Source organism: Arthrobacter sp. Leaf234 (genome assembly GCF_001422665.1).
GTDB lineage: Bacteria > Actinomycetota > Actinomycetes > Actinomycetales > Micrococcaceae > Arthrobacter_D.
On the sequence record NZ_LMLU01000001.1, the window covers coordinates 1,032,795 to 1,053,770 of the forward strand.

The following is a 20,976-nucleotide window of genomic DNA, read 5'->3' on the forward strand; positions in this document are numbered from 1 at the left end:
CCACCTCATGGAGATCGAGGCTTGGGTCATGACTCAGCAGGGGTGGAAGGTCGATACCGCGCAATGCGGGGTCGTCCTCGCGGGTGGATCGCAGTTCATCAGGGATCAGGTCGCCCGGGCCTGCGCTGCCGCCGGTATCGCTCCGGTCCTCGTGAACGGTCTCGCCGAGGCGCTTCACCTCGACCCCGAGGTACTGCTGGTGGGTGTGGACGCACCCCTCGACCAACTCTCGGCGACGCGTGACGTGATCGTGGTTGCCGCGGCGGACGAGGAGGCCCGTGTGTGGGGGAAGGCGGCCCATCTCGCATCGTCCCGGGTGGTCATCGTGCCGCAGGGCGGCGGGTGGCTGGCCGAACACCTCGGACGTCGCCTCCATCCGGCGACCGGTGGGTCCGTGATCGGATTCACCGGCTCCTCGGGTGGTTGCGGTGTCAGCTCCTTCGCCTTCTGGTGCGCGCGGGCGCTGTCCCGCGAAGGGCACAGGACGCTGCTGGTGGACGGACACCCCGCCGGCGGGGGACTGGAGGTGAGCATCGGCTGGGAGGAACATCCGGGCGTCCGGTGGGAGGACCTGGACGGTATCCGGGGAACGCTCAACGCGGATCAGCTCTCCTCCGCCCTGCCGACGGTCAAGGACCTGTCGGTCCTGTCCCACAGGGCGCCGTCGGGAGACCGGGCCAGAGGGGGACTGCCGGCCACGGCCGAAGCGGGTGGGATCGTCCTTGATGCCGCCCGTGCCGGATTCGACCTCACCCTCGTCGACCTTCCCTCCGGGCACGCCGGCGGCGGCCCGCTGGTGCAGCTGTGCGATGCCCTCGTCCTCCTCGTGCCGTCCCGTCCGCGCGGCATCACGGCGGCCGGTGCCGCCCTCCGCTCCCATGCGGCACTTCCGGTCACCGTCGTGCTGCGAGGCCCCGTCACCGATGGGCTCGATGCATGGTGCGTCGCGGAGATGCTGGGGGTGCCGGGTCCGCTCCCGCTCCTCCCGTCCGTCCGCGGCGCGTCCGCTGCCGAGGTGAGCGGCCGCCAGGCCGACCTCCGTCTGCCGCGGAAGGCGCGGAGAACCGTCGATACGATCTGCCGGGTCCTCAGGGGGCCGGCATGACGCACGGGAGATCGGCGGCGGGCCGGACGCGCCGCGAGATCCGGCTTTCGTCGGAGCAGCCCGGTCGCCGCAGCACGGATGCGTCGGGGGTCCTCCGCCCGGAGCATGGGCACCGCGATGCTGCCCTCGTGGACTCCGTCAGACGGGCGGTGCTGGCCGGCGAGGTGGCCGCGACGGATGCTTCCTTCGCGGGCGCGATCGGGTCCACCGGCAGGTTGCTCGGGTCGGAGGGCGTCCTGACCGCTCTCGATCTCGTCCGGGCCGAGCTCGAGGGTCTCGGACCGCTGGAGCAGTTGGTCGCCGATCCCACGGTCACCGACATCCTCGTGAACGGGCCCGAGGACGTATGGGTCGACGGTCCCGACGGATTACAGCGGATCGGGCGGATCTTCACCGCGGACGCGGAGGTGCGGACGCTGGCCGTCCGGTTGGTCGCGGCCGGGGGGCGGCGTCTTGATGACGGGTGTCCGGCCGTCGACGTCCAGCTCGACGGGTTCCGTGTTCATGCGGTGCTTCCGCCGATCTCGACCGCAGGTACGCTCCTGTCCATCCGGATCCGCAGGCGGCGTGTCTTCACGTTGGAGGAGCTGGTGGCGTCCGGGGCCGTGGCGCCGGTGATGGCGCAGGCCCTGACCCTGATGATGCAGGCGCGGCTGAATTTCCTGATCAGCGGCGCCACGGGTACGGGGAAGACCACCTTGCTCTCCACCTTGCTCGGGCTCGCGTCGCCGCAGGAGAGGTTGGTGCTGGTCGAGGACGCGGCGGAACTCGATCCCGCTCATCCGCACACGGTGGGTCTGCAGGCACGGCACGGGAACCTCGAGGGGGCCGGCGTCCTCGACCTCACCGAACTGGTTCGCCAGGCCCTGAGGATGCGGCCGGACCGCCTGGTCGTCGGGGAGTGCCGTGGCGCCGAGGTCAGGGAGCTCCTGGCCGCGATGAACACGGGTCACGACGGAGGTGGCGGGACCATCCATGCGAATTCAGCGGAGGCCGTACCCGCACGGCTCAGTGCGCTCGCCGCACTGGCGGGTCTGACACCCGAGGCACTCGACCGCCAGGCGGCCAGCGCACTCGACGTCGTGGTGCACGTCGCCCGAGACGGCCGTGGGCGGCACGTCGGGAGCCTGAACCTCCTCCGACTCGAGCGGGCTGCCGGGCTGGTCGTCGACCCCGTCCTCGTCGACGCCGGGCGGGGTTGCTTCCGGTCCGGCGGGTGGGTCGATTTCGCGCGGCGTGTTGGCTGGACCGGTCCTGTGCCGGAGCTCGCGGTCGAAGCCCGGTGTCCGGCCCGCACGGCCCGCACGGCCCGCACGGCCCGCACGGTCCCATGACCGGGGCAGCAGTGGCCCTGTTGCTCGTGCTCGCCGTCCTCGTACTCGCGGATCCGGGCAGGCCCGTCCGTCACGAAGGCGCAGTGGCTTCCGCCGGTCGGAGGGCCGTGGGACGTCCGCCCGGGGTCCTCCGGCTCCGATGGCGATTCGGGCGCATGCCGGGGTCGGAGTCGGTGGAGGAGCTACCCCTGTTCGTCCGCCAGATGGCCGGCCTGCTCAGGGCGGGGAGACCTCCCTCCGTGCTGTGGATCGATCTGGAGGGTGTGTATGCGAAGGAGGGCACCGGGTTCGCCGCCCGGGCGAGGCCAGTGATCTCGGCGGCACGGCGGGCGTCCGCCTTGGGCCTGAGTGTCCCGGAAACCCTGAGCGACGCCCTCGGTGTCGCACCGCAGGACACCACGGGGGGCTTCCTGACCGAGGCGGTCGGTCGTCTCTGGGGAGATCTTGCGGCGTGCCTGGCCGTGGCGGAGAGGAGCGGTGCCCCGCTGGCCACGATCCTGGACCACTACGCCGACCAGTTGGAGGCCGAGTTCGCGGGGCGGGCCGCGAGGGAGAGGGCTCTTGCCGGACCGCGCGCCACGGTCGTCCTCCTGACCTGGCTGCCCGTCGTCGGACTGTTGCTCGGCTTCGCGCTGGGCGTCGATCCGGTGCAGGTGCTGTCCACCGACCCATGGGGGCGGTCAGCTCTCTGCACGGGCGTGCTGCTCATGGTCGTCGCGCGGTGGTGGTCGGGGCGCCTCGTCCGACGAGCGGAATCGACCTCCTGATGGAGGGTGTGCTGACGGCGCTGCTGCTCGCTGCAGGGACGATCCTCCTCTCTCTGCACCCACCTCGGACCAGGCGCGCACCGGTGCCGTCGCGACGCTCCCGCGAGCGGCGGGGTGTGGACGACGCGCCCCTGCTCCTCGACCTGGTGGCGGCGATGCTCGACGCGGGGTCCTCGGTCGAGAACGCCCTGGCTGCGGTTGCCTCGGTGGCGGACGTCGACGTCGGTACCCCACTGAGCCGGGTTCATCAGGCGCGACGTCTCGGAGCCGCCTGGGACGACGCTTGGGAGATGGCGGTGACGACGAGGACGGAGCCGGTCGGCCGGCCACGCGTTCCCCTGCGTGGAGGGGAGCAGCGCGCCGCAGGGACCGTTGGTGCCGTGCGTCGCGGACTCCAGTTCGCGGTCACGACCGGCGCCCCGTCAGCCGAACTGCTGCGGGCACACGCCCTGCAGATCCGGCGTCGCCGCATCAGCGCAGGAGAGCGGAAGGCAGCGGCGCTCGGGGTGCACCTCGTCCTGCCGCTGGGACTCTGCTCCCTGCCGGCGTTCATCTGCCTCGGCGTCGTTCCCGTGGTCCTCGGTCTCCTGCCGGCGCTCTAGGCGGGTCCATCGGCGTGCTCCGTCGGTTCCGCTCATGCCGTGCCCGCTCCATCCGGTCCGGCGACCGCCGGCGGGCCCTGCCAGGTCAGGGTCGTCGACCCCGGTCTGGCCGAGTCCGGCTCGGACGTCAGCCCCCTCCTGGCCGTGACMGTTCGGTCCGGTGTCCGCCCGCTGGCCGTGACCGTTCGGTCCGGTGTCCGCCCGCTGGCCGTGACCGTTCGGTCCGGTGTCCGCCCGCTGGCCGGTCGGGCCGTGCCCTGTGGATCCGCCGCAGCAACCCGCGGGCCGACGCGGCGATCGGGCCGGAGCAGGACCTGCTGCGTCATCCGCGACCGGTTATCCACTTAGCGCCTCCGTCCGACCGGGTCATCAGTCGAGCTGGCGAGAGTTGTTCCTGCGACGACCGTCGCGCACCGAGCGTGGGGAAGCCCACGACGAGAAGGAGATGTCATGGTGAACGAACTGCCCACGAGTCGCCCGGAGACTCACCAGAGGACGCTGCACGCCGGGGAGGGACTGCAGGATGATGATCCCGTTCACCCGTCGGGTCCGGTCGCAGGACGCGATCCGCGGGAGGCCGAGCCCTTGGCATCTGCCCACTGCGGGGATGGGTCGAGGATGTTCGTCGTACCGCGCCTCCCTGTCATCCCGCCCTCCGGCCTCGTTGACCGCGATGGACGGGGGCACAGCCACGCGCCGGACGGAGGGACTGTGCTGCACGGAGGGGCCGATGACGCCGGCCGCAACCGGGCTGCCCGGCGTGCTCTCGCGCGGCGCCGCCGCTCCAACGAGCGGATCCTCCGTGACCGCGGGGCCGGCCCGATCGATCGCGAGGCCGGTATGGCGACGGCGGAGTACGCCATCGCGACCCTCGCGGCGGTGGGTTTCGCCGCGCTGCTCGTCGCGGTCCTCTCCAGCGGAGAGATCAAGGGGCTGCTCATGTCCCTCATCACGTCGGCCCTGAACTTCGGCTGATGCGCAGGGATCAGGGCGGATCCGACGGCGGTCACGTCGGGGCGCGGGCTGCTGCCGATGTCGACTCCGCTCGCGGCCCGGCGCGGGTCCTGCAGTCCTTCGACTCCACGAGGGCGCAGGGCCGCGAGTGCTTCGACCGCGGGTCGGTCACCGCCGAGGTCGCCGTCTTGCTGCCCGCCCTGGTCCTCCTCGCAGGTCTGCTGCTCGGCATCGGCCACGTCGGCGTGCTGCAACTGCGCATCGACGAGGCGGCGCGCGCCGGAGCGCGGGAGGCGGTTCGCGGCGAGAGCAGCGACTCCGTGCAGCAGACCGTGCGGAGGCTCGCGGGCGATGGCGCCGTCGCTTCCATCGAATCAAGCGGCGGCTGGACGACGGTACACGTCCGGGCCGAGGTCGTGGGGCCGCTCGTCGACCTGATGGACATCGACCTCATCGCGTCGGCATCCGGTCGGGAGGAGACGAATGGCTAGGTCGACCGGCCCGGGAGCCGGCCCAGATCGGCTCGACCATGAGACGGGCGCCGGGACGGTGCTGATGGCGGGACTGGCGCTACTGGCACTCCTTCTCATCGGATCGGCCGGACTGCTTCTGCAGGCGGCCTCGGCCGCATCGAAAGCGGCGACGGCGGCGGACCTGTCTGCACTGGCCGCGGCGGACACGGCACGCGGGCTCGCGGTCGGTGAGCCCTGCACGGTAGCGGCCGAGGTGGCTGCCAGGCACGGAGCGACGGTGCAGGACTGCACAGTGGAGGCGACCGGCGAGGGAACTGTCACCGTTCGCGTGCGGATCGACCTCGCCGGTGTCCTGCCCGATGCGGTCGGAGCGGCACGCGCGGGCCCGCCACCGTGAGGACGTTCATCCGCCCAGGAGGAGGACCCGCGAGGCGGCGGCCGGTCGTCCTGCTGCATGCGACGGTGTCCGCGGAGCCGGCGCGTCACGGGCGCAGCCGGTCCGCTCCTCGGCGCGTGCGCGGGTCAGTGGTTTCCGCCGGCGGGGATGGACCTGCCCGTACCTGCCGTCCGGCCCTCGGAGACAGCGGCGGGTGCAGGCCCCGCCTGCTGCAGGATGAGGGACAGCACGGCCACTGCGCCGCCCTTGCTGAGCGGATTGTTGCGGTTGCCGCACTTCGGCGACTGCACGCAGGACGGGCAGCCGGACGCGCACTCGCAGGCCTCGATCGCATCGCGTGTGGCGGACAGCCATGTCCGGGCGGCCTCGAAACCGCGCTCGGCGAACCCCGCCCCGCCGGGATGGCCGTCGTACACGAAGATGGTCGGCTGCCCGGTGTCCGCATGCAGTGCTGTGGACACCCCGCCGATGTCCCAGCGGTCGCTCGAGGCCACCAACGGCAGCAGGCCGATCGCTGCGTGCTCGGCCGCATGGAGAGCGCCGGGCAGCTCCTCCGCGGAGATGCCCTCGGCCTCGAGGAGCTGGGGGCTGATCTCGAACCAGACGCCCTTGGTGAAAAGGTCCCGCGCACCGAGTTCGAGGGGTTCCTCACCCAGGATCTCGTTCGAGGAGAACGCCTTGCGCTGGAAGGAGACCACCTGCGTGGTCACCTTCACGTCGCCGAAGTTGGCGAGCACCCCTCCCCACAACACGCTGATGTCACGTCCGATCACCTCGATCTGCGTGACGTCGCGTGCCTGCGTGTAGTAGTCGGGGTGGGCCCTCGACACCACGGCGCAGTGGTCCTCCTCGTTGAGTTCCTGCACCACGTAGGTCCGTCCCTGGTGGACGTAGACCGCGCCGGGATGAGCCTGGTAGTGGCTCTGCGGGGAATCCATCGTCCCGAGCAGCGCGCCGGACTCCTCCTCCACGATGTTGATGGGTCCGCCGCCGTCGGCCCGCAGATTGACCATCGCCGCCGCGCTCTGGGGATGCGTCCAGAACCACCCGGCTGGACGGCGGCGCAGGAAGCCCTGCTCGCACAGCGTGCTGAGGAGTTCACCGGTGGTGGGACCGAAGAGGTCGAGGTCCTCGTCCGTCAGGGGAAGCTCCGCGGCGGCGGCGCAGAGGTGCGGGCCGAGGACGTACGGGTTCGAGGGATCGAACACCGTGGCTTCGACGGCGAGGTCGAACACGGCCTCCGGGTGATGGACCAGGTAGGTGTCCAGGGGATCATCGCTCGCGACGAAGGCGGCGATGGCATCCTGACCCGATCGTCCGGCCCTGCCGATCTGCTGCATCAGCGAGGCGCGGGTACCGGGCCACCCCGCGACGAGCACCGCATCCAGGCCGGAGATGTCGATGCCGAGCTCCAGCGCGGACGTGCTGGCCACGCCGAGGAGCTCGCCGCTGCGGAGGGCGGATTCGAGGGCACGCCGCTCCTCCGGCAGGTAGCCCGAGCGGTACGCGGCGATGCGGTGGGGCAGGCTGGGGTCCACGTCCTCGAGCATGCGGCGCGATGTCTGGGCGATGCTCTCCGCTCCCCGTCTGGACTTGATGAAGGCGATGGTCCTCACCCGGGCGGCGACGAGATTGGCCAGCAGGTCGGAGGTCTCCGCGATGACGGTCCTCCGGGTGGCCGCTCCGTTCTCGCCCCTGGCGCCGGTGAGTTGCGGCTCCCAGAAGGCGACCGTCGTCGAGCCGTGCGGGGAACTGTCCCGGTCGACGGCGCGTACGGGTGCCCCGATCAGCCTGCCGAAGGACGCCGCGGGCTCGGCCGAGGTGGCCGACGCCCCGATGAACACGGGATGCGCCCCGTAGCTCGCGCAGATCCGCCGCAGTCTCCGCAGCAGATTGGCGACGTGGGAGCCGAAGACACCGCGGTAGCTGTGCGCCTCGTCGATGATCACGTACTTCAGCCGCCGGAAGAACCTCGCCCACCAGGTGTGGTTCGGGAGGATCCCGTAGTGGAGCATGTCGGGGTTCGCGAGGACCAGGTTCGCATGGTCGCGGATCCAGCGGCGCGCCCCCGACTCGGTATCGCCGTCGTAGGTCTCGGCGCGCACGGTCGGCAGCTTGAGAGCGTTGATGGCGGACAGCTGGTCCGCGGCCAGCGCCTTCGTCGGGGCCAGGTACAGCGCCACCGAGCCGTTGGGCGCGAGCGTGGCGCGGTTCGCCAGTTCGCTGCGGTGGATCTCGTCGAGCACCGGCAACTGGTAGCACAGGGATTTCCCGGAGGCCGTCCCGGTCGCGATGATGGTGTGCTCCCCACCGTGGGCCGACGTCGCCCCCTCGACCTGGTGCCGCCAGGGCTCACGGACGCCGCGAGCCCCGAAGGCCTCGACGACGTCGGTGTGGGCCCAGTCAGGCCACGGAGCATACTCCGCCTCGCGCGCCGGGATCTCCCGCACATGGAGGAGTTGCTCGGGGTCGGTTCCACCCCCGAGCAGGGGGATCAGGGGGTTCGGCGGCGCCACCCGGCAATTCTCCCATCGGGGCGGGCGCAGCGACGGGTCGGAGGGGGTTTATCCTCTGACGACGAACACGTCCGCCAGGTGCTGCCACCCGAGGAACTCGTACAGGGCGCGGCCGTCCGCGGACGCCATGAGGAGCCCGGTCCTGACATCGTCCTCGAGGACCCCGGCGGTCAGGGCCCGCATCACGTAGCTGCCGAGTCCGCGGCGCCGGAAGTCCTCCTCGGTGACGATGCGGTCGTACACCGCGTAGTCATCGATCACCGAGACCGACCCTCGCGCGGCGACGGCGTCGCCGGACCGAACGGTCACGCGCCGGCAGGCGCCCTCGCTGTCCCGTTCGAGCGTGAATTCGTCGCCCGGCGGTCGCGGGTCCTCGACGTCCTGTCCGTGCATGTCCGCGCTCATCAGCGACTGCTGCCGATCGGTCACCCGCAGTCCGGCGGATTCCGCCTCGTCGATCAACTCCCGCATCCGGTTCGTGACGACCGTGAGGATGCGCCGCGGGTCATCCTTCGTCTCGGCCGCGAGCTCCCTGAAGCGTTCAGCGGTGGGCTCGAAGAGGAAGTGCTCCGTCTGGTCCTGCTGGTCGGTCAGGAGCACGGAGGTGCTGCGCGCGTCCCGGTGCGCGTCGTACCCGCGGCACGCGGACCATCCGGCGATCCAGGTCTGGAGGAGTTCTTCGTCTGCATGTACGCCCATGTGCTGAACCATAGTTCTCGGCGGCGGCTAATCACAGGGACGGGCGCGAGGGTGACCGTTTTGAGACGCAAAGTAGGCTTTAAGTCGTGTCGATGAACCGTATTGCCCTGTATTACGCCTTTGCGCCGCTCCCCGATCCCGACGCCATCAGACTCTGGCAGCGCGCACTCTGCGAGAAGTGGGGGCTGCGGGGCCGGATCCTGATCTCGAAGGACGGCATCAACGGCACCGTCGGTGGGGACATCGCCGCGGTCAAACAGTACGTGAAGACCACCCGCGAGTATCCCGCGTTCAAGGGCATGGACATCAAGTGGTCCGACGGCGGCGCAGCGGACTTCCCCCGGCTCAGCGTGAAGGTCAGGGACGAGATCGTCTCCTTCGGGGCGCCGGGCGAGCTCCGCGTGGACCGCGACGGGGTGGTGGGAGGCGGCGCGCACCTCGCACCCGAGGAGCTCCATGCCCTGGTCGACGCCAAGAAGGCGGCGGGGGAGGATGTCGTGTTCTTCGACGGGCGCAACGCCCTCGAGGCGCAGATCGGCCGGTTCAGGAACGCGATCGTCCCCGACGTGCGGACGACCCACGACTTCGTCCGCGAGCTCGACTCCGGCAAGTACGACGACCTCAAGGACAAGCCGGTGGTCACCTACTGCACGGGTGGCATCCGCTGCGAGGTCCTGTCCAGCCTCATGATCAATCGCGGCTTCCAGGAGGTGTACCAGCTCGACGGCGGGATCGTCCGCTACGGCGAGAAGTACCGCGACGGGGGACTCTGGGAGGGTTCGCTGTACCTGTTCGACAAGCGCATGCACCTCGAATTCAGTGACGACGCCGTCACCCTCGGCAGGTGTGTGCGGTGTGCTGCGCCCACCAGCACCTTCCAGAACTGCTCCAATCAGGAGTGCCGGAACCTCACCCTGTACTGCGCAGGCTGCGCCGCGGACGCCGTCACCCTGCGCTGCCCGCAGGGCTGCGAGGCCGACGAGTCCGAAGCGACGGCAGCGGGTGCCGCCTGATGCGCGGGCGTGAGGATGCGGTCAGGTCGAGCGACGCCGACGACGTCGAGGCTGCCTCGGCTCGGGCGGGCAGCGCGTGGCCGGAGTTCGACGCCGATGTCGCGACTGCGCCGTCGAGCCAGGACCCCGCACTGCTCGTCGCGCTCGCTGCCGACCTCGAGGCGCTCGACTACACGGTCGACGGCGTCGGAGCCCTGCTGGGCCCGGCCGCCTACGCGGCCCTCGCCCGGGGACAGCTGGCTCCGGCACTCCTGCAGGCCAGGAGGCTGCTGGGGAGTCCGGCGCGCGAACCCCTGATCCTGACGTCATCGCAGCGCGTCGACGGCGGCGAGCATCCCCGCTCCGAGCCGGTGAGAGCCGTCCCTGTGCTGCTGTGGCTCCTCGGGGACGCCGTGGACGGCACCGCGATCGATGCCGCCTTCCCCCGGACAGGACGAGCGGGGCTCCTCCGGCTCCGGCTGGTCGAGGAGGGGCAGCCGGTCGAGGAGGGCGGGTCCGCCGGCACCGGCGGTTCCGCCGAGTCATGGGCGGACCCTGCAGCCGACACGGGGACGTCGCCCGGGCCCGGCATGGCGCAGGGCATCCGGGCCGCCGTGGAACTGCGTCCCTACGGCTCCGACGTGGGCGGGGACCTGTGGGTCGCGAGCGACCTCGGCTCCGAGCAGCATCCCGGGCCTCTCCGCCACGACCACGTCCTCGGGATCGGCGGGGCGTCGCTGACCCTGGCACAGACCGTGATGCGGACGCCGGTGGGCCGCGCTCTCGATCTCGGGACGGGTTGCGGCATCCAGGCCTTCCATCTGCTGTCCCATGCCCGGCACGTCACCGCCACGGACATCTCGGACCGGGCGCTCGCGTTCGCCCGCTTCAACCTCCTGCTGAACGGGCCCGTGCTCGGGGTCGATTCGGAGCAGCCGGGGGACCGGATCACCCTCCGGCTCGGGAGCCTCCTCGAGCCCGTGGCGGGCGAGCACTTCGATCTCGTGGTCTCGAACCCGCCCTTCGTCATCACGCCGCGCACCGGTCCGCAGGAGGAGTCCTACACCTACCGCGACGGCGGCCTGGCAGGGGACGCCATCGTGGAGACGCTGGTCCGCGAGCTTCCCGGGGTGCTCGCGCCGGGCGGCGCCGCCCAGCTGCTCGGCAACTGGGAGATCACGGAGGGAACCCCGTGGGACCGGCGGATCCGTTCCTTCGTCCCGGCCGGCGTCGATGCCTGGGTGATCCAGCGCGAGCAGCTCACCCCGGTGCAGTACGCCGAGACCTGGCTGCGCGACGCCGCGGAGAACCGGGACCGGGCGGCGTACCTCGGCAGTTTCGCCGCGTACCTCGCGGACTTCTCCTCGCGGAACGTCGAGGCCGTCGGATTCGGTTCCGTCTGGCTGAGACGCCCTGCCGGGGAGGACGCACTCGTCCGGGTCGTGCTCGAGGAGATCACGCACGAGATCGAGCAGCCCATCGGCCCGCACCTGGCCGCCGCCGTCGGACGCGCGGACTGGCTCTCCGCGCGGACCGAGCAGTCGGCGTCGGGCCTCGGCATCGCGGACGAGTTCCTCCTCGTGGCCGATGACGTCACCGAGGAACGGCACCAGCGCCCGGGCGCAGAGCACCCCGGCGTCATCCTGCTGCGCCAGGGGGCGGGTCTCCGGCGGACGTCGCTCCTCAGCACGGAACTCGCGGGCTTCGCCTCGGCGTGCGACGGCGACCTCACGGCGGGGCAGATCGCGGGGGCTCTCGCGATGCTCCTCGAGCGGCCGGATCCCGCGTTCAGCACCGGGCTGCTGGTCGATGTCGAGCAGCTGATCCGGGAGGGGTTCCTGATTCCGGGGGCCTGAAACCAGCCGTTACCCTTGTGCAGGTACGCATGACGCATACTGTGTGGTGAGGCCCAGCAGGGGGTTCCGGACCGTGAACCCGCGAACCTGCCGAGGTATCGCACCCGTATATATAGGAGAGAAGTGCCGACCAAGGCCACGGACAAGAAGCACGGCAAGAAGCTCGTCATCGTCGAGTCCCCGAGCAAGATCAAGAGCATCTCGGGGTATCTCGGTGAGGGTTTTCAGGTCGCGGCGTCCATGGGGCACATCCGTGATCTCCCCCAGCCGTCGGACCTGCCGGCGGAGCTCAAGAAGTCCTCGGTGGGTAAGTTCGCCGTCGATCTCGACAAGGATTTCGAGCCGTACTACGTCGTCTCCCCGGAGAAGCGGAAGACCGTCGCCGAGCTGAAGGCGGCCCTGAAGGACGCCGACGAGCTCTATCTCGCCACCGACGCCGACCGCGAGGGCGAGGCCATCGCGTGGCACCTGCTGCAGGTCCTGAAGCCGAAGGTCCCCGTGTACCGCCTGACCTTCGGCGAAATCACCAAGGAGGCCGTCACCCGCGCGCTCGGTGAACTGCGCGAGGTCGACATCCCGATGGTGGACGCCCAGGAGACGCGGCGCATCCTCGACCGGCTCTACGGCTATGAGATCTCGCCCGTCCTGTGGCGCAAGGTGGCCCGCGGGCTCTCGGCCGGACGCGTGCAGTCCGTCGCCACACGCCTCGTCGTTGAGCGCGAACGGGAGCGCATGGCGTTCCGCGCCGCGTCCTACTGGGACCTGACCGGCACGTTCACGCCCGAGGACTCCTCGAAGGGCAGCGCATTCCCCGCGAAGCTGGTCGCCGTCGACGGCAGCCGGATCGCCTCCGGCAAGGACTTCACCGACCGTGGCGAGCTCAAGTCATCGGCCGTGGCACGCCTCGACGAGGACTCCGCACGGTCGCTGGTGGCCGGCCTCGAGTCGGCGACGTTCGCGATCCGCTCGGTGGAGACCAAGCCCTACACGCGGCGTCCCGCCGCCCCGTTCACGACGTCGACCCTGCAGCAGGAAGCCGCGCGCAAGCTGCGCTTCAGCTCGAAGGTGACCATGCAGGTGGCGCAGCGCCTGTACGAGAACGGCTACATCACCTACATGCGTACGGATTCGTCCTCGCTCTCGGACCAGGCCATCAATGCGGCGCGCCGGCAGGCCTCGGAGCTGTACGGACCCGAGTACGTGCCCGAGGCACGGCGCGTCTACAAGGGCAAGGCCAAGAATGCACAGGAGGCACACGAGGCGATCCGCCCCGCCGGTGACTCCTTCCGCACGCCCGCCCAGGTGGCGCAGTCCCTGCGCGGCGACGAGTTCCGCCTCTACGAGCTGATCTGGAAGCGCACCGTCGCCTCGCAGATGGCCGATGCCAAGGGGTCGACGGCGTCGCTGCGCCTCGGCGCGACGAGCGCGGACGGCAGGGACGCAGAATTCGCGGCGTCCGGCACCGTCATCACCTTCCGCGGCTTCATGGCCGCCTACGAGGAGGGGCGCGACGCCGACCGCGCCGAGGACGGCGCCGACGACGACGCGCAGGGGACCCGCCTGCCGAACGTCGCCAAGGGTGACGCGCTCGGGGCGAAGGCCATCGAGGCCGTAGGCCACGAGACGTCCCCGCCCCCGCGCTACACCGAGGCCTCCCTGGTGAAGGCCCTCGACGAGCGCGGTATCGGCCGCCCGTCCACCTACGCGGCGACCATGTCCACCATCATGGACCGCGGCTACGTCCGGACACGCGGCCAGGCGCTGGTACCGAGCTGGATCGCGTTCTCCGTGGTGCGCCTGCTCGAGGAGCACTTCAACGACTACGTGGACTACGACTTCACAGCGGAGCTCGAGGAGGACCTTGACCGCATCTCGCGCGGCGAGGCCGGCCGCGTCGAATGGCTGAACCGCTTCTACTACGGCGATCGCAAGGAGACGGGCCTCCACACGATCGTCAACGACCTCGGCGAGATCGACGCACGGCGCATCAACTCGGTGGAGATCGCGGACGGCATCACGCTGCGCGTCGGCAAGTTCGGCCCCTACCTCGAGAAGCCGCTCCCCGCGGACGCGCCCGAGGGGACGGAGCCGCAGCGTGCCAACGTGCCCGAGGACCTCGCTCCGGACGAGCTGACGGCGGAGAAGGCCATCGAACTGATGGAGGCTCCGACGTCGCAGGAGCGGGAGCTCGGGAAGGATCCCGAGACGGGGCGTACCATCGTGGCTCGCGACGGGCGTTACGGACCCTACGTGATCGAGCTGATCCCGGAGGTGACGGCCGAGGAACTCGCGAGCCAGCCCGTGGAGTACTACAAGAACGGCAAGCCCAAGCCGCCCAAGAAGCCAGCGAAGGTCAAGCCGCGCACGGGATCGCTGTTCAAGTCCATGTCCGTGGACACCGTGACGCTCGAGGACGCCCTCAAGCTCATGAACCTGCCGCGCGTGCTCGGCACGGACGAGGAGGGCAAGGAGCTCACCGTGCAGAACGGCCGCTTCGGGCCGTACCTGAAGAAGGGCAGCGATTCCCGGTCGATCGGTTCGGAGGAGGAGATCTTCACGATCACCCTCGAGCAGGCGCTGGAGATCTACAAGCAGCCCAAGCAGCGTGGCGGCCGCACGGTCACCCCGCCGCTCGCGGAGTTCGGTGACGACCCGGTGAGCGAGAAGCCGATCGTCGTGAAGGACGGGCGCTTCGGTCCGTACGTGACCGACGGCGTCACCAACATCACCGTGCCGGGATCGATGGCCATCGAGGAGCTCACGCGCGAGCAGGCGATCGACATGCTCGCCGAGAAGCGCGCCAAGGGTCCGGCGCCGAAGAAGACGACCCGGCGGGCACCCGCCAAACGCAAGGTCGGGGCGGGCAAGTAGCCGCGGCACTGCGGACACGGACAATGGTGGGGGCTGAGCTGGGAGCGCGGGAACAATGCGGCTAGGTGTGCTGGACATAGGGTCGAACACGGTCCATCTTCTCCTCGTGGACGCCCACCCGGGCGGCAGGCCCGTCCCGTTCGCGTCCCACAAGAAGCCCCTGCAGCTCGTCGCCTACCTCGACGAGCGCGGGAGCATCTCCCATGAGGGCCAGGACGAGCTCGTGGGGTTCGTGCAGGAGGCACGCGCCTTCGCGGACCGGCACGACGCCGAGGACTTCCTCGCGTTCTGCACCTCCGCCATCCGGGAGGCCGGCAACGGCCGCGAGGTGCTGGCGCGGGTCCGCGCGGAGACCGGCGTCGACCTCCAGGAACTCTCCGGTGACCAGGAGGCTGCGGTCACCTTCCAGGCCGTGCGCCGCTGGTACGGCTGGGGTGCGGAGTCGATCCTCAACCTGGACATCGGTGGAGGGTCCTTCGAACTGGCGATGGGCACGGACGAGCTGCCCGAGGTCGCGCTGTCCGTCCCGCTGGGCGCGGGCAGGCTGACCCGCGACTGGCTGCAGGGTGATCCTCCGTCGGCCAAGAGCGTCAAGGAGCTGCGCCGCTACATCAGGTCCACCCTCCGCGAGGCCGTGCCGCAGTTCGCCCATCTCGGACGGCCGCACCTGGTCGCGGGGACCTCGAAGACCTTCCGGTCCCTCGCGCGGATTGCCGGCGCTGCGCCGTCGGCTGCTGGTCCTTTCGTCCGCCGCGAACTGCGCCGGGAGGACCTCACCCTCTGGACCAAGCGGCTCGCCGCCATGAGCGCGAAGGATCGGACCAACCTCGACGGCGTCTCGGAGCTCCGCGCGCCCCAGGTGCTCGCCGGCGCGCTCGTCGCCGAGTGCGCCCTGGAACTGTTCGAGGTGCCCTCCATGGACATCTGCCCCTGGGCGCTGCGTGAAGGGCTGCTCCTGCGACGGTTCGACGCCAAGATGTTCGAGGCCGAGGAGCCGCTGCCCGGTGCGGGCGTGGGCCACGCCCAGCTCGACTCGACGCGGCGCGTCCCGCTGTCCCGGGGGGCCTGACGTGGCCTTCACGCCGGATGCACGTCCCGCCATCCCCGTGGCACTCTCCAGCGCCTCGGTCTACCCGCTCGCGGTGCATGACGCCTTCGCCCTGGCGCAGGATCTCGGGTACGACGGCGTCGAGGTCATGGTGACGAACAACTCGGTGAGCCAGGACCCGGACCAGCTGGGGGTCCTCAGCGAGCGCTACGAGATGCCCATCCTGGCGATCCACGCGCCGACGCTCCTGCTCACGCAGCAGGTGTGGGGCAAGGCCTGGACGAAGATCGAGCTCTCCGCGGCCATGGCCGCGGAAGTGGGCGCGAAGACCGTGGTCACGCATCCGCCGTTCCGCTGGCAGACGGGGTATGCGGAGGGGTTCCCCGAGGGTATCCGGCGGGTGGCGGCGGAGTACGGTGTGGCGATCGCGGTCGAGAACATGTATCCCTGGAAGGTCCGTGGCCGCGAGGCGAAGGCCTACCTGCCGCACTGGAATCCCGTGCCGGAGCCCTACGACCGCATCACCTGGGACTTCTCCCACGCTGCGATCGCCGGGATGGACTCGTACGAGGAGATCCGGGGGCTGGGGGACCGGCTCGCCCACGTGCACCTGACGGACGGGACACCGAACGGCAAGGACGAGCACCTGCTGCCGGGCCAGGGTCAGCAGCGGTGCGCCGAAGCGCTGGAACATCTCGCCGCCGGTGCCTGGAACGGCGTGGTGGCGGTCGAGGTCAGTACGCGACGCGCCCGAGGTGCGGGCGAACGGGAGGAATGGCTCGCCGAGACCCTCCGGTTCGCTCGCGAGCATCTCGTCAGCTGACGCTGCACGACCCTTTCGCCGACCGACGTACTGCCCGTTCGTGGTGAGGACGAGGGGAGGATGGCGACGATGCGACCGGGCACCTGCGGGTTAAAAGGAATGGCGCCGGTGGACTGTCCAGATGTTGGGGGAATCATCTGTTGCCACCGACGCCGGACCGGATCAGGAATTCCGGTCCTCATCACTCGCACCCTTATGAGGTACCAGTAACACTAGGACCCGTCCTTGTGCTGCAATGGCAAGGACGCTGGGAGTAGGCTGTGAGCCCCTCGTGGCAGGATGACTGCATGACTGCCGACACCTCACAGCGCATCGCCTTCCTCGGCTGCGGATCCATGAACGAGTCCATCCTGGCCGGCCTCCTGGCTGCCGGCACCGACCCCGCAGGCGTCACCGCCACGGTCCGCCGATCGGCGCGGGCGGAGGAGCTCCGCGTACAGCACGGCGTCACGGTCCTCGCCACGGGTGACGACGACGGCGCCAATGCCGCCGCGGCGCGCGGGGCCGACGTCGTCATCCTGGGCGTGAAGCCCGTGGGAATCGTCCCGCTCGCCCGCGAGATCGCCGCGGTGCTGAAGCCGACCGCCGTCGTCGTCAGTGTCGCTGCCGCGGTGTCGCTCGCCATGATCGAGGCCGCCCTGTCCGAGGGCCAGGCCGTGGTCCGCTCGATGCCGAACACGCCGTCGAGGCTCGGCAGGGGCGTGCTCTCGATCTCCGCGGGGTCTGCGGCGACGCCGGAGCACCTGGGCAGGGTTCGGGAGCTCCTGGCCGCTGCCGGCACCGTGGTGGAGATCCCGGAGTCCCAGGTGGACGCCCTCTCGGCCGTCAGCGGTTCCGGCCCGGCCTACGCCTTCTACCTCGCCGAGGCCATGGCGGCGGCGGGAGTCGAGCTCGGACTCGACGCGGACCTGTCGGCGCTGATCGCCCGGGAGACCGTGGCCGGGGCGGGGTTCATGCTGGCCGAGGAGGACGCCGACGCCGCAGCGCTGCGGCGCGGCGTCACGAGCCCCAACGGCACCACGCAGAGTGCCATCGAGACGTTCGAGGCGATGGGGCTGCCGTCGATCATCGCGAGCGGGGCGCGGGCGGCGACGTCACGCGCCGCCGAGATCACGCGCGAACTGGCTGCTCCTGCGTCGTCCTGACCGGACGCAGGGACCAGACCGCCAGCAGGGCCACCGGCACGACGACGCCGAGGCCGGCGAAGACCGCCAGCGGCAGCGGCCCCTGGCCGGACACGGTGCCCGTGAGGGTCAGGGTGACGGCGATGGAGGAGAACATCATGACCGGCACGAGCACCGCGAGCAGGATCCGCGTCACGACGCGCGTCACTCCCGCCCGCGAACGTGCGAACACGAGACCCACCGGGAACAGCAGGGCGATCCACACCCAGTGGTGGAACCAGGAGATGGGCGAGATCGCCAGCATCACGACGGCGTTCGCGGTGATTGCGCGCAGCCGGTCGCCGTCGTCGTCGGCACGCCGGATGGCGCGGTAGCCGACCACGATCACGGCGAGCGACGCAAGGAGCCAGAGCGGGCGTTGGAGGCCGTCGGGAAGGCCGGACTGCATGACGACCGAGTTGAGCGACACGTTGTAGAGGTCCGCGGTGTCACCCACGCGGGAGGCGTCGAAGAGCGCCCCCAGCCAGAAGATCGCCGAGTCGCGGGGTGCCACCAGCCAGGCGACCGCGACCGTGGAGCCGAAGGAGGCGGCGAGCCAGGCGAGCGAGCGCCAGTCGCGGCGGGCCAGGAACACCAGGCCGAAGGCGAGCGGCGTCAGCTTGATCCCCGCGGCGATGCCGATCAGGACCCCCGAGGGAAGCCGCGTGGAGCGCAGCAGGTCGGCGAGGACCAGCACCATCAGGAGTGCGTTGACCTGCCCGAAACCGAGGCCCTCCCGCCACGGTCCGCTGATGCCGATCGTGAGTACCACCGCCGGAAGGGCCAGGGGCGGCCGACTCCAGGACACACCGGCGGAGCGCAGGTACCGTACGACGACGACCGACACCACCACGAGGCAGATGCAGGAGAGCCCGGTGACGAGTGCCAGGGCGAATGCCTCGGGGACGAGTGCCACGGGGATGAGCAGGAGCGCCGCGAAGGGCGGGTAGGTGAAGGGCAGCCCGCGCGTGTCCGTCTGGACCAGCGCGTCGTCGTACAGCTCCTTGTCCCCCGCGCGGCCCAGCAGGGCGAGCGCACCCTCCCGGTACACCGTGAGGTCCAGGCCATGGATCTGCGCGGCGAGGACGACGACGGCGAGCACCAGGGCGCAGGCGGCAGCCTTGAGCGCGGCCACCCTGCCGGACGCCGCCGGCGCCGCCGGGGTCTGGAGTGCCGGCACCCTACGGCCGGCCGGCGAAGCGCTCGAGCAGGTCAACGTGCCCCGAGACGATCAGCATGTCCCGGCCCGAGACCTTCGTGTCCGGGCGGGCGTAGGTGAAGTCCTCGCCCGGCGACTTCACCCCGACCACGGTGACGCCGTACTTGGAGCGCACCGCCGATTCCGCGAGCGTGAAGCCCTGGGTCTCCTTCGGCGGATACATCTTCACGATCGCGAAGCCGTCGTCGAACTCGATGAAGTCCAGCATCCGTCCGCCCACGAGGTGCGCTGCGCGTTGCCCGGCGTCGGCCTCGGGGTAGATGACATGGTTCGCGCCGATACGCTTCAGGATCTTGCCGTGCGAGGGGGTGATCGCCTTGACCCACAGGTGATCGATTCCGAGGTCCACGAGGTTCGCGGCGATGAGCACGCTCGACTCGATCGACGTGCCCACCCCGACGACGGCCGCGGAGAACTCCTGGGCGCCGAGCTGGCGCAGCGAATCGATGTTCGTGGCATCCGCCTCCACGACGTGCGTGAGGATGCTCGCGAACTTCTGCACGAGCTGCGGATCCCGCTCGATGGCGAGGACCTCGCGCCCCTGGCGGACCAGTTGCTCGGCGGTCGCCGCGCCGAACCGGCCGAGGCCGATCACGAGGACGGGGGCGTTGTGGGCGGGTCTCTCAGCCAATGATCGGCCTCTCGTCGGGGTAGCGGTAGAGCGTGCTGCGTTGCCTCAGCGCCAGGGCTGAGGCGAGCGTGATGGTTCCCATGCGCCCGGCGAACATCAGGGCGGACAGGACGTACTTGCCGGCGGGCGGGAGTTCGGCACTGAGGTTCGTGCTGAGGCCGCAGGTCGCGAACGCGGAGATGACCTCGAACACCACCTTGTCCAGGGGCTCGTCCGTCATGCTGAGGATCAATGCACTGCCGATCAGCACCAGGGTGGCGCCCATGAAGATCACGGAGATGGCCACCCGCATGGCGCCCGAGGGGATGGTGCGGCCCCACGCCCTCACGTCGCTGTCCCCGCGGGCCTCTGCGACGATCGCGAGGAACATGACGGCGATGGTGGTCACCTTGATACCGCCCGCGGTCGAGGCCGAGCCGCCACCGGCGAACATGAGGGCATCGGTGAGGAGCATCGTGGTGGACGTCATGTCGTTCTGGTCCACGAGGTTGAAGCCGCCGGACCGCGTCATCACCGAGGCGAACAGGGCGTGGATCGTCTTGTCGGCGACGCTCAGGTCCGAGATGGTGCGTTCGTTCTCCCACTCGAGGAAGCCCCAGGCGAAGGTGCCCGCGACGAGCAGGATCAGGGAGACGGAGACGGTCAGCTTCGCGTGCAGCGTCCACTTGCGGAAACGGTGCCGCACCTGGACGAGCACCATCACCACAGGGAAGCCGAGACTGCCGAGGAACACGCCGACCATCAGGGGCGTGAGGATCCAGAGGTCGGTCTCGTACGGCACCAGCCCGTCACTGTGCGGGGTGAAGCCGGCGTTGTTGAAGGCGGAGATGGAGTAGAAGACGCCGTGCCAGACCGCCTGCCACCACGGCTCGCCGAGGATCACGAACCGGGGGATCAGCACGATGGCGAGGACGATCTCGATCAGCACGGAGGTGGTGATGACGATCCGCAGCAGGGTGCCGATCTCGCCGAGCCGGCTGGCGTTGTTGAGCGCCTCCTGGGCCAGGAGCTTCCCGCGCACCCCGAGCCGCTTGCTCACGATCAGCGCGAGGAGCGACGCGAGGGTCAGGGTGCCGAGGCCGCCGATGAAGATGCCGAGGAGGATCACCAGCTGCCCGAAGAAGGACCAGTGGGTGGCGGTCGAGACGACGGTGAGGCCGGTGACGCAGACGGCGGACACCGCGGTGAAGAACGCGTCGTGCAGTGCCGTGACCTCTCCGGTCGCCGAGGACATCGGCAGGCTCAGCAGCGCGGTGAACAGGAGGATGACCGCTGTGAAGATGAAGAGCGCCAGTCGGGCGGGGGAGCTGTTCGCGAAGGAGTCGACGAAGTCGCGGACCGAGGCCAGCAGCCTGACGTACCCGCGTCGATCGTCCTTCAGCCACCGTGGCTGTTGACTTACCATTGACGTCCGCTCTGCCCCGTGTGCCGGTCCTTCCGCCGAAGCGGCTGCCCCTCATTCTCCCCTGCAGTAGTAAAGCATCTCACTCCGGACCGTCGTGGGGAGATCAGGCATCGCGTACCCT

The 20,976-nt window shown here is 70.3% G+C and carries 18 protein-coding genes; 13 read left to right on the forward strand and 5 right to left on the reverse strand.

Annotated features, from left to right (window positions below; all coding sequences use genetic code 11):
• The first annotated feature begins 28 nt into the window (after nt 1–28).
• The 7 genes from ssd (at nt 29) to ASF21_RS04830 (ending at nt 5,632) form a co-directional block, all read left to right on the forward strand.
• Entirely contained in the window at nt 29–1,105 is a 1,077-nt protein-coding gene (ssd, locus tag ASF21_RS04800) for a septum site-determining protein Ssd (protein WP_055767476.1), read from the forward strand.
• Nucleotides 1,102–2,439 carry a TadA family conjugal transfer-associated ATPase gene (locus ASF21_RS04805; RefSeq protein ID WP_082471230.1) on the forward strand — a complete coding sequence of 446 codons (1,338 nt, stop codon included), beginning with the start codon at nt 1,102–1,104 and terminating at the stop codon, nt 2,437–2,439. Before ssd ends, ASF21_RS04805 begins: the two co-directional genes overlap by 4 nt.
• On the forward strand, nt 2,436–3,206 hold the full coding sequence (locus ASF21_RS04810; RefSeq protein ID WP_157365740.1) for a type II secretion system F family protein: 771 nt from the start codon (nt 2,436–2,438) through the stop codon (nt 3,204–3,206). Before ASF21_RS04805 ends, ASF21_RS04810 begins: the two co-directional genes overlap by 4 nt.
• Nucleotides 3,207–3,289: 83 nt before the next feature.
• The gene (locus ASF21_RS04815) at nt 3,290–3,808 is read left to right on the forward strand and encodes a type II secretion system F family protein (RefSeq protein WP_162237511.1); all 519 of its coding nucleotides are present in this window, start codon (nt 3,290–3,292) and stop codon (nt 3,806–3,808) included.
• 711 nt (nt 3,809–4,519) lie between these two features.
• On the forward strand, nt 4,520–4,783 hold the full coding sequence (locus ASF21_RS04820) for a DUF4244 domain-containing protein (RefSeq protein WP_055767484.1): 264 nt from the start codon (nt 4,520–4,522) through the stop codon (nt 4,781–4,783).
• A complete protein-coding gene (locus ASF21_RS04825; RefSeq protein ID WP_157365742.1) occupies nt 4,783–5,253 on the forward strand; it encodes a TadE family type IV pilus minor pilin in 471 nt (156 codons plus the stop codon). The genes ASF21_RS04820 and ASF21_RS04825 overlap by 1 nt, the downstream gene beginning before the upstream one ends.
• Nucleotides 5,246–5,632, forward strand: a complete 387-nt coding sequence (locus ASF21_RS04830; RefSeq protein WP_082471231.1) for an Rv3654c family TadE-like protein — start codon at nt 5,246–5,248, stop codon at nt 5,630–5,632. Before ASF21_RS04825 ends, ASF21_RS04830 begins: the two co-directional genes overlap by 8 nt.
• Before the next feature lie 125 nt (nt 5,633–5,757).
• Here the strand turns inward: ASF21_RS04830 and ASF21_RS04835 are convergent, their stop codons facing one another.
• Together ASF21_RS04835 and ASF21_RS04840 are read right to left on the reverse strand one after the other, a co-directional pair.
• A complete protein-coding gene (locus tag ASF21_RS04835) occupies nt 5,758–8,148 on the reverse strand; it encodes a DEAD/DEAH box helicase (RefSeq protein WP_055767491.1) in 2,391 nt (796 codons plus the stop codon).
• A gap of 48 nt (nt 8,149–8,196) precedes the next feature.
• Complete coding sequence (locus ASF21_RS04840; protein WP_055767494.1) at nt 8,197–8,847, reverse strand: GNAT family N-acetyltransferase; 651 nt, start codon at nt 8,845–8,847, stop codon at nt 8,197–8,199.
• A gap of 86 nt (nt 8,848–8,933) precedes the next feature.
• On the opposite strand from ASF21_RS04840, the gene ASF21_RS04845 reads away from it, so the two are divergent.
• From ASF21_RS04845 to proC, 6 genes are all read left to right on the forward strand, one after another.
• Nucleotides 8,934–9,860, forward strand: coding sequence for a rhodanese-related sulfurtransferase (locus ASF21_RS04845; RefSeq protein WP_055767497.1), 927 nt, complete (start codon nt 8,934–8,936; stop codon nt 9,858–9,860).
• Complete coding sequence (locus tag ASF21_RS04850; RefSeq protein ID WP_082471232.1) at nt 9,860–11,695, forward strand: methyltransferase; 1,836 nt, start codon at nt 9,860–9,862, stop codon at nt 11,693–11,695. Before ASF21_RS04845 ends, ASF21_RS04850 begins: the two co-directional genes overlap by 1 nt.
• A gap of 123 nt (nt 11,696–11,818) precedes the next feature.
• The gene (gene topA, locus ASF21_RS04855) at nt 11,819–14,566 is read left to right on the forward strand and encodes a type I DNA topoisomerase (RefSeq protein WP_055767500.1); all 2,748 of its coding nucleotides are present in this window, start codon (nt 11,819–11,821) and stop codon (nt 14,564–14,566) included.
• 55 nt (nt 14,567–14,621) lie between these two features.
• A complete protein-coding gene (locus tag ASF21_RS04860) occupies nt 14,622–15,635 on the forward strand; it encodes a Ppx/GppA phosphatase family protein (RefSeq protein WP_055767503.1) in 1,014 nt (337 codons plus the stop codon).
• A gap of 1 nt (nt 15,636) precedes the next feature.
• The gene (locus ASF21_RS04865) at nt 15,637–16,437 is read left to right on the forward strand and encodes a sugar phosphate isomerase/epimerase family protein (protein ID WP_055767506.1); all 801 of its coding nucleotides are present in this window, start codon (nt 15,637–15,639) and stop codon (nt 16,435–16,437) included.
• 287 nt (nt 16,438–16,724) lie between these two features.
• Nucleotides 16,725–17,582 (forward strand): pyrroline-5-carboxylate reductase, encoded by an 858-nt coding sequence (gene proC, locus ASF21_RS04870; RefSeq protein WP_055767509.1) that lies wholly within the window; start codon nt 16,725–16,727, stop codon nt 17,580–17,582.
• Here the strand turns inward: proC and ASF21_RS04875 are convergent.
• Genes ASF21_RS04875 through ASF21_RS04885 form a run of 3 tightly spaced genes read right to left on the reverse strand, consistent with a single transcriptional unit; the run spans nt 17,548 to nt 20,855 of the window.
• Nucleotides 17,548–18,780 (reverse strand): glycosyltransferase 87 family protein, encoded by a 1,233-nt coding sequence (locus tag ASF21_RS04875; RefSeq protein WP_055767511.1) that lies wholly within the window; start codon nt 18,778–18,780, stop codon nt 17,548–17,550. The genes proC and ASF21_RS04875 overlap by 35 nt on opposite strands.
• A gap of 1 nt (nt 18,781) precedes the next feature.
• Nucleotides 18,782–19,450: a potassium channel family protein gene (locus ASF21_RS04880; RefSeq protein ID WP_055767514.1), complete on the reverse strand. Its 669-nt coding sequence runs from the start codon at nt 19,448–19,450 to the stop codon at nt 18,782–18,784.
• The gene (locus ASF21_RS04885) at nt 19,443–20,855 is read right to left on the reverse strand and encodes a TrkH family potassium uptake protein (protein ID WP_055767518.1); all 1,413 of its coding nucleotides are present in this window, start codon (nt 20,853–20,855) and stop codon (nt 19,443–19,445) included. Before ASF21_RS04885 ends, ASF21_RS04880 begins: the two co-directional genes overlap by 8 nt.
• Between the last annotated feature and the right edge of the window lie 121 nt (nt 20,856–20,976).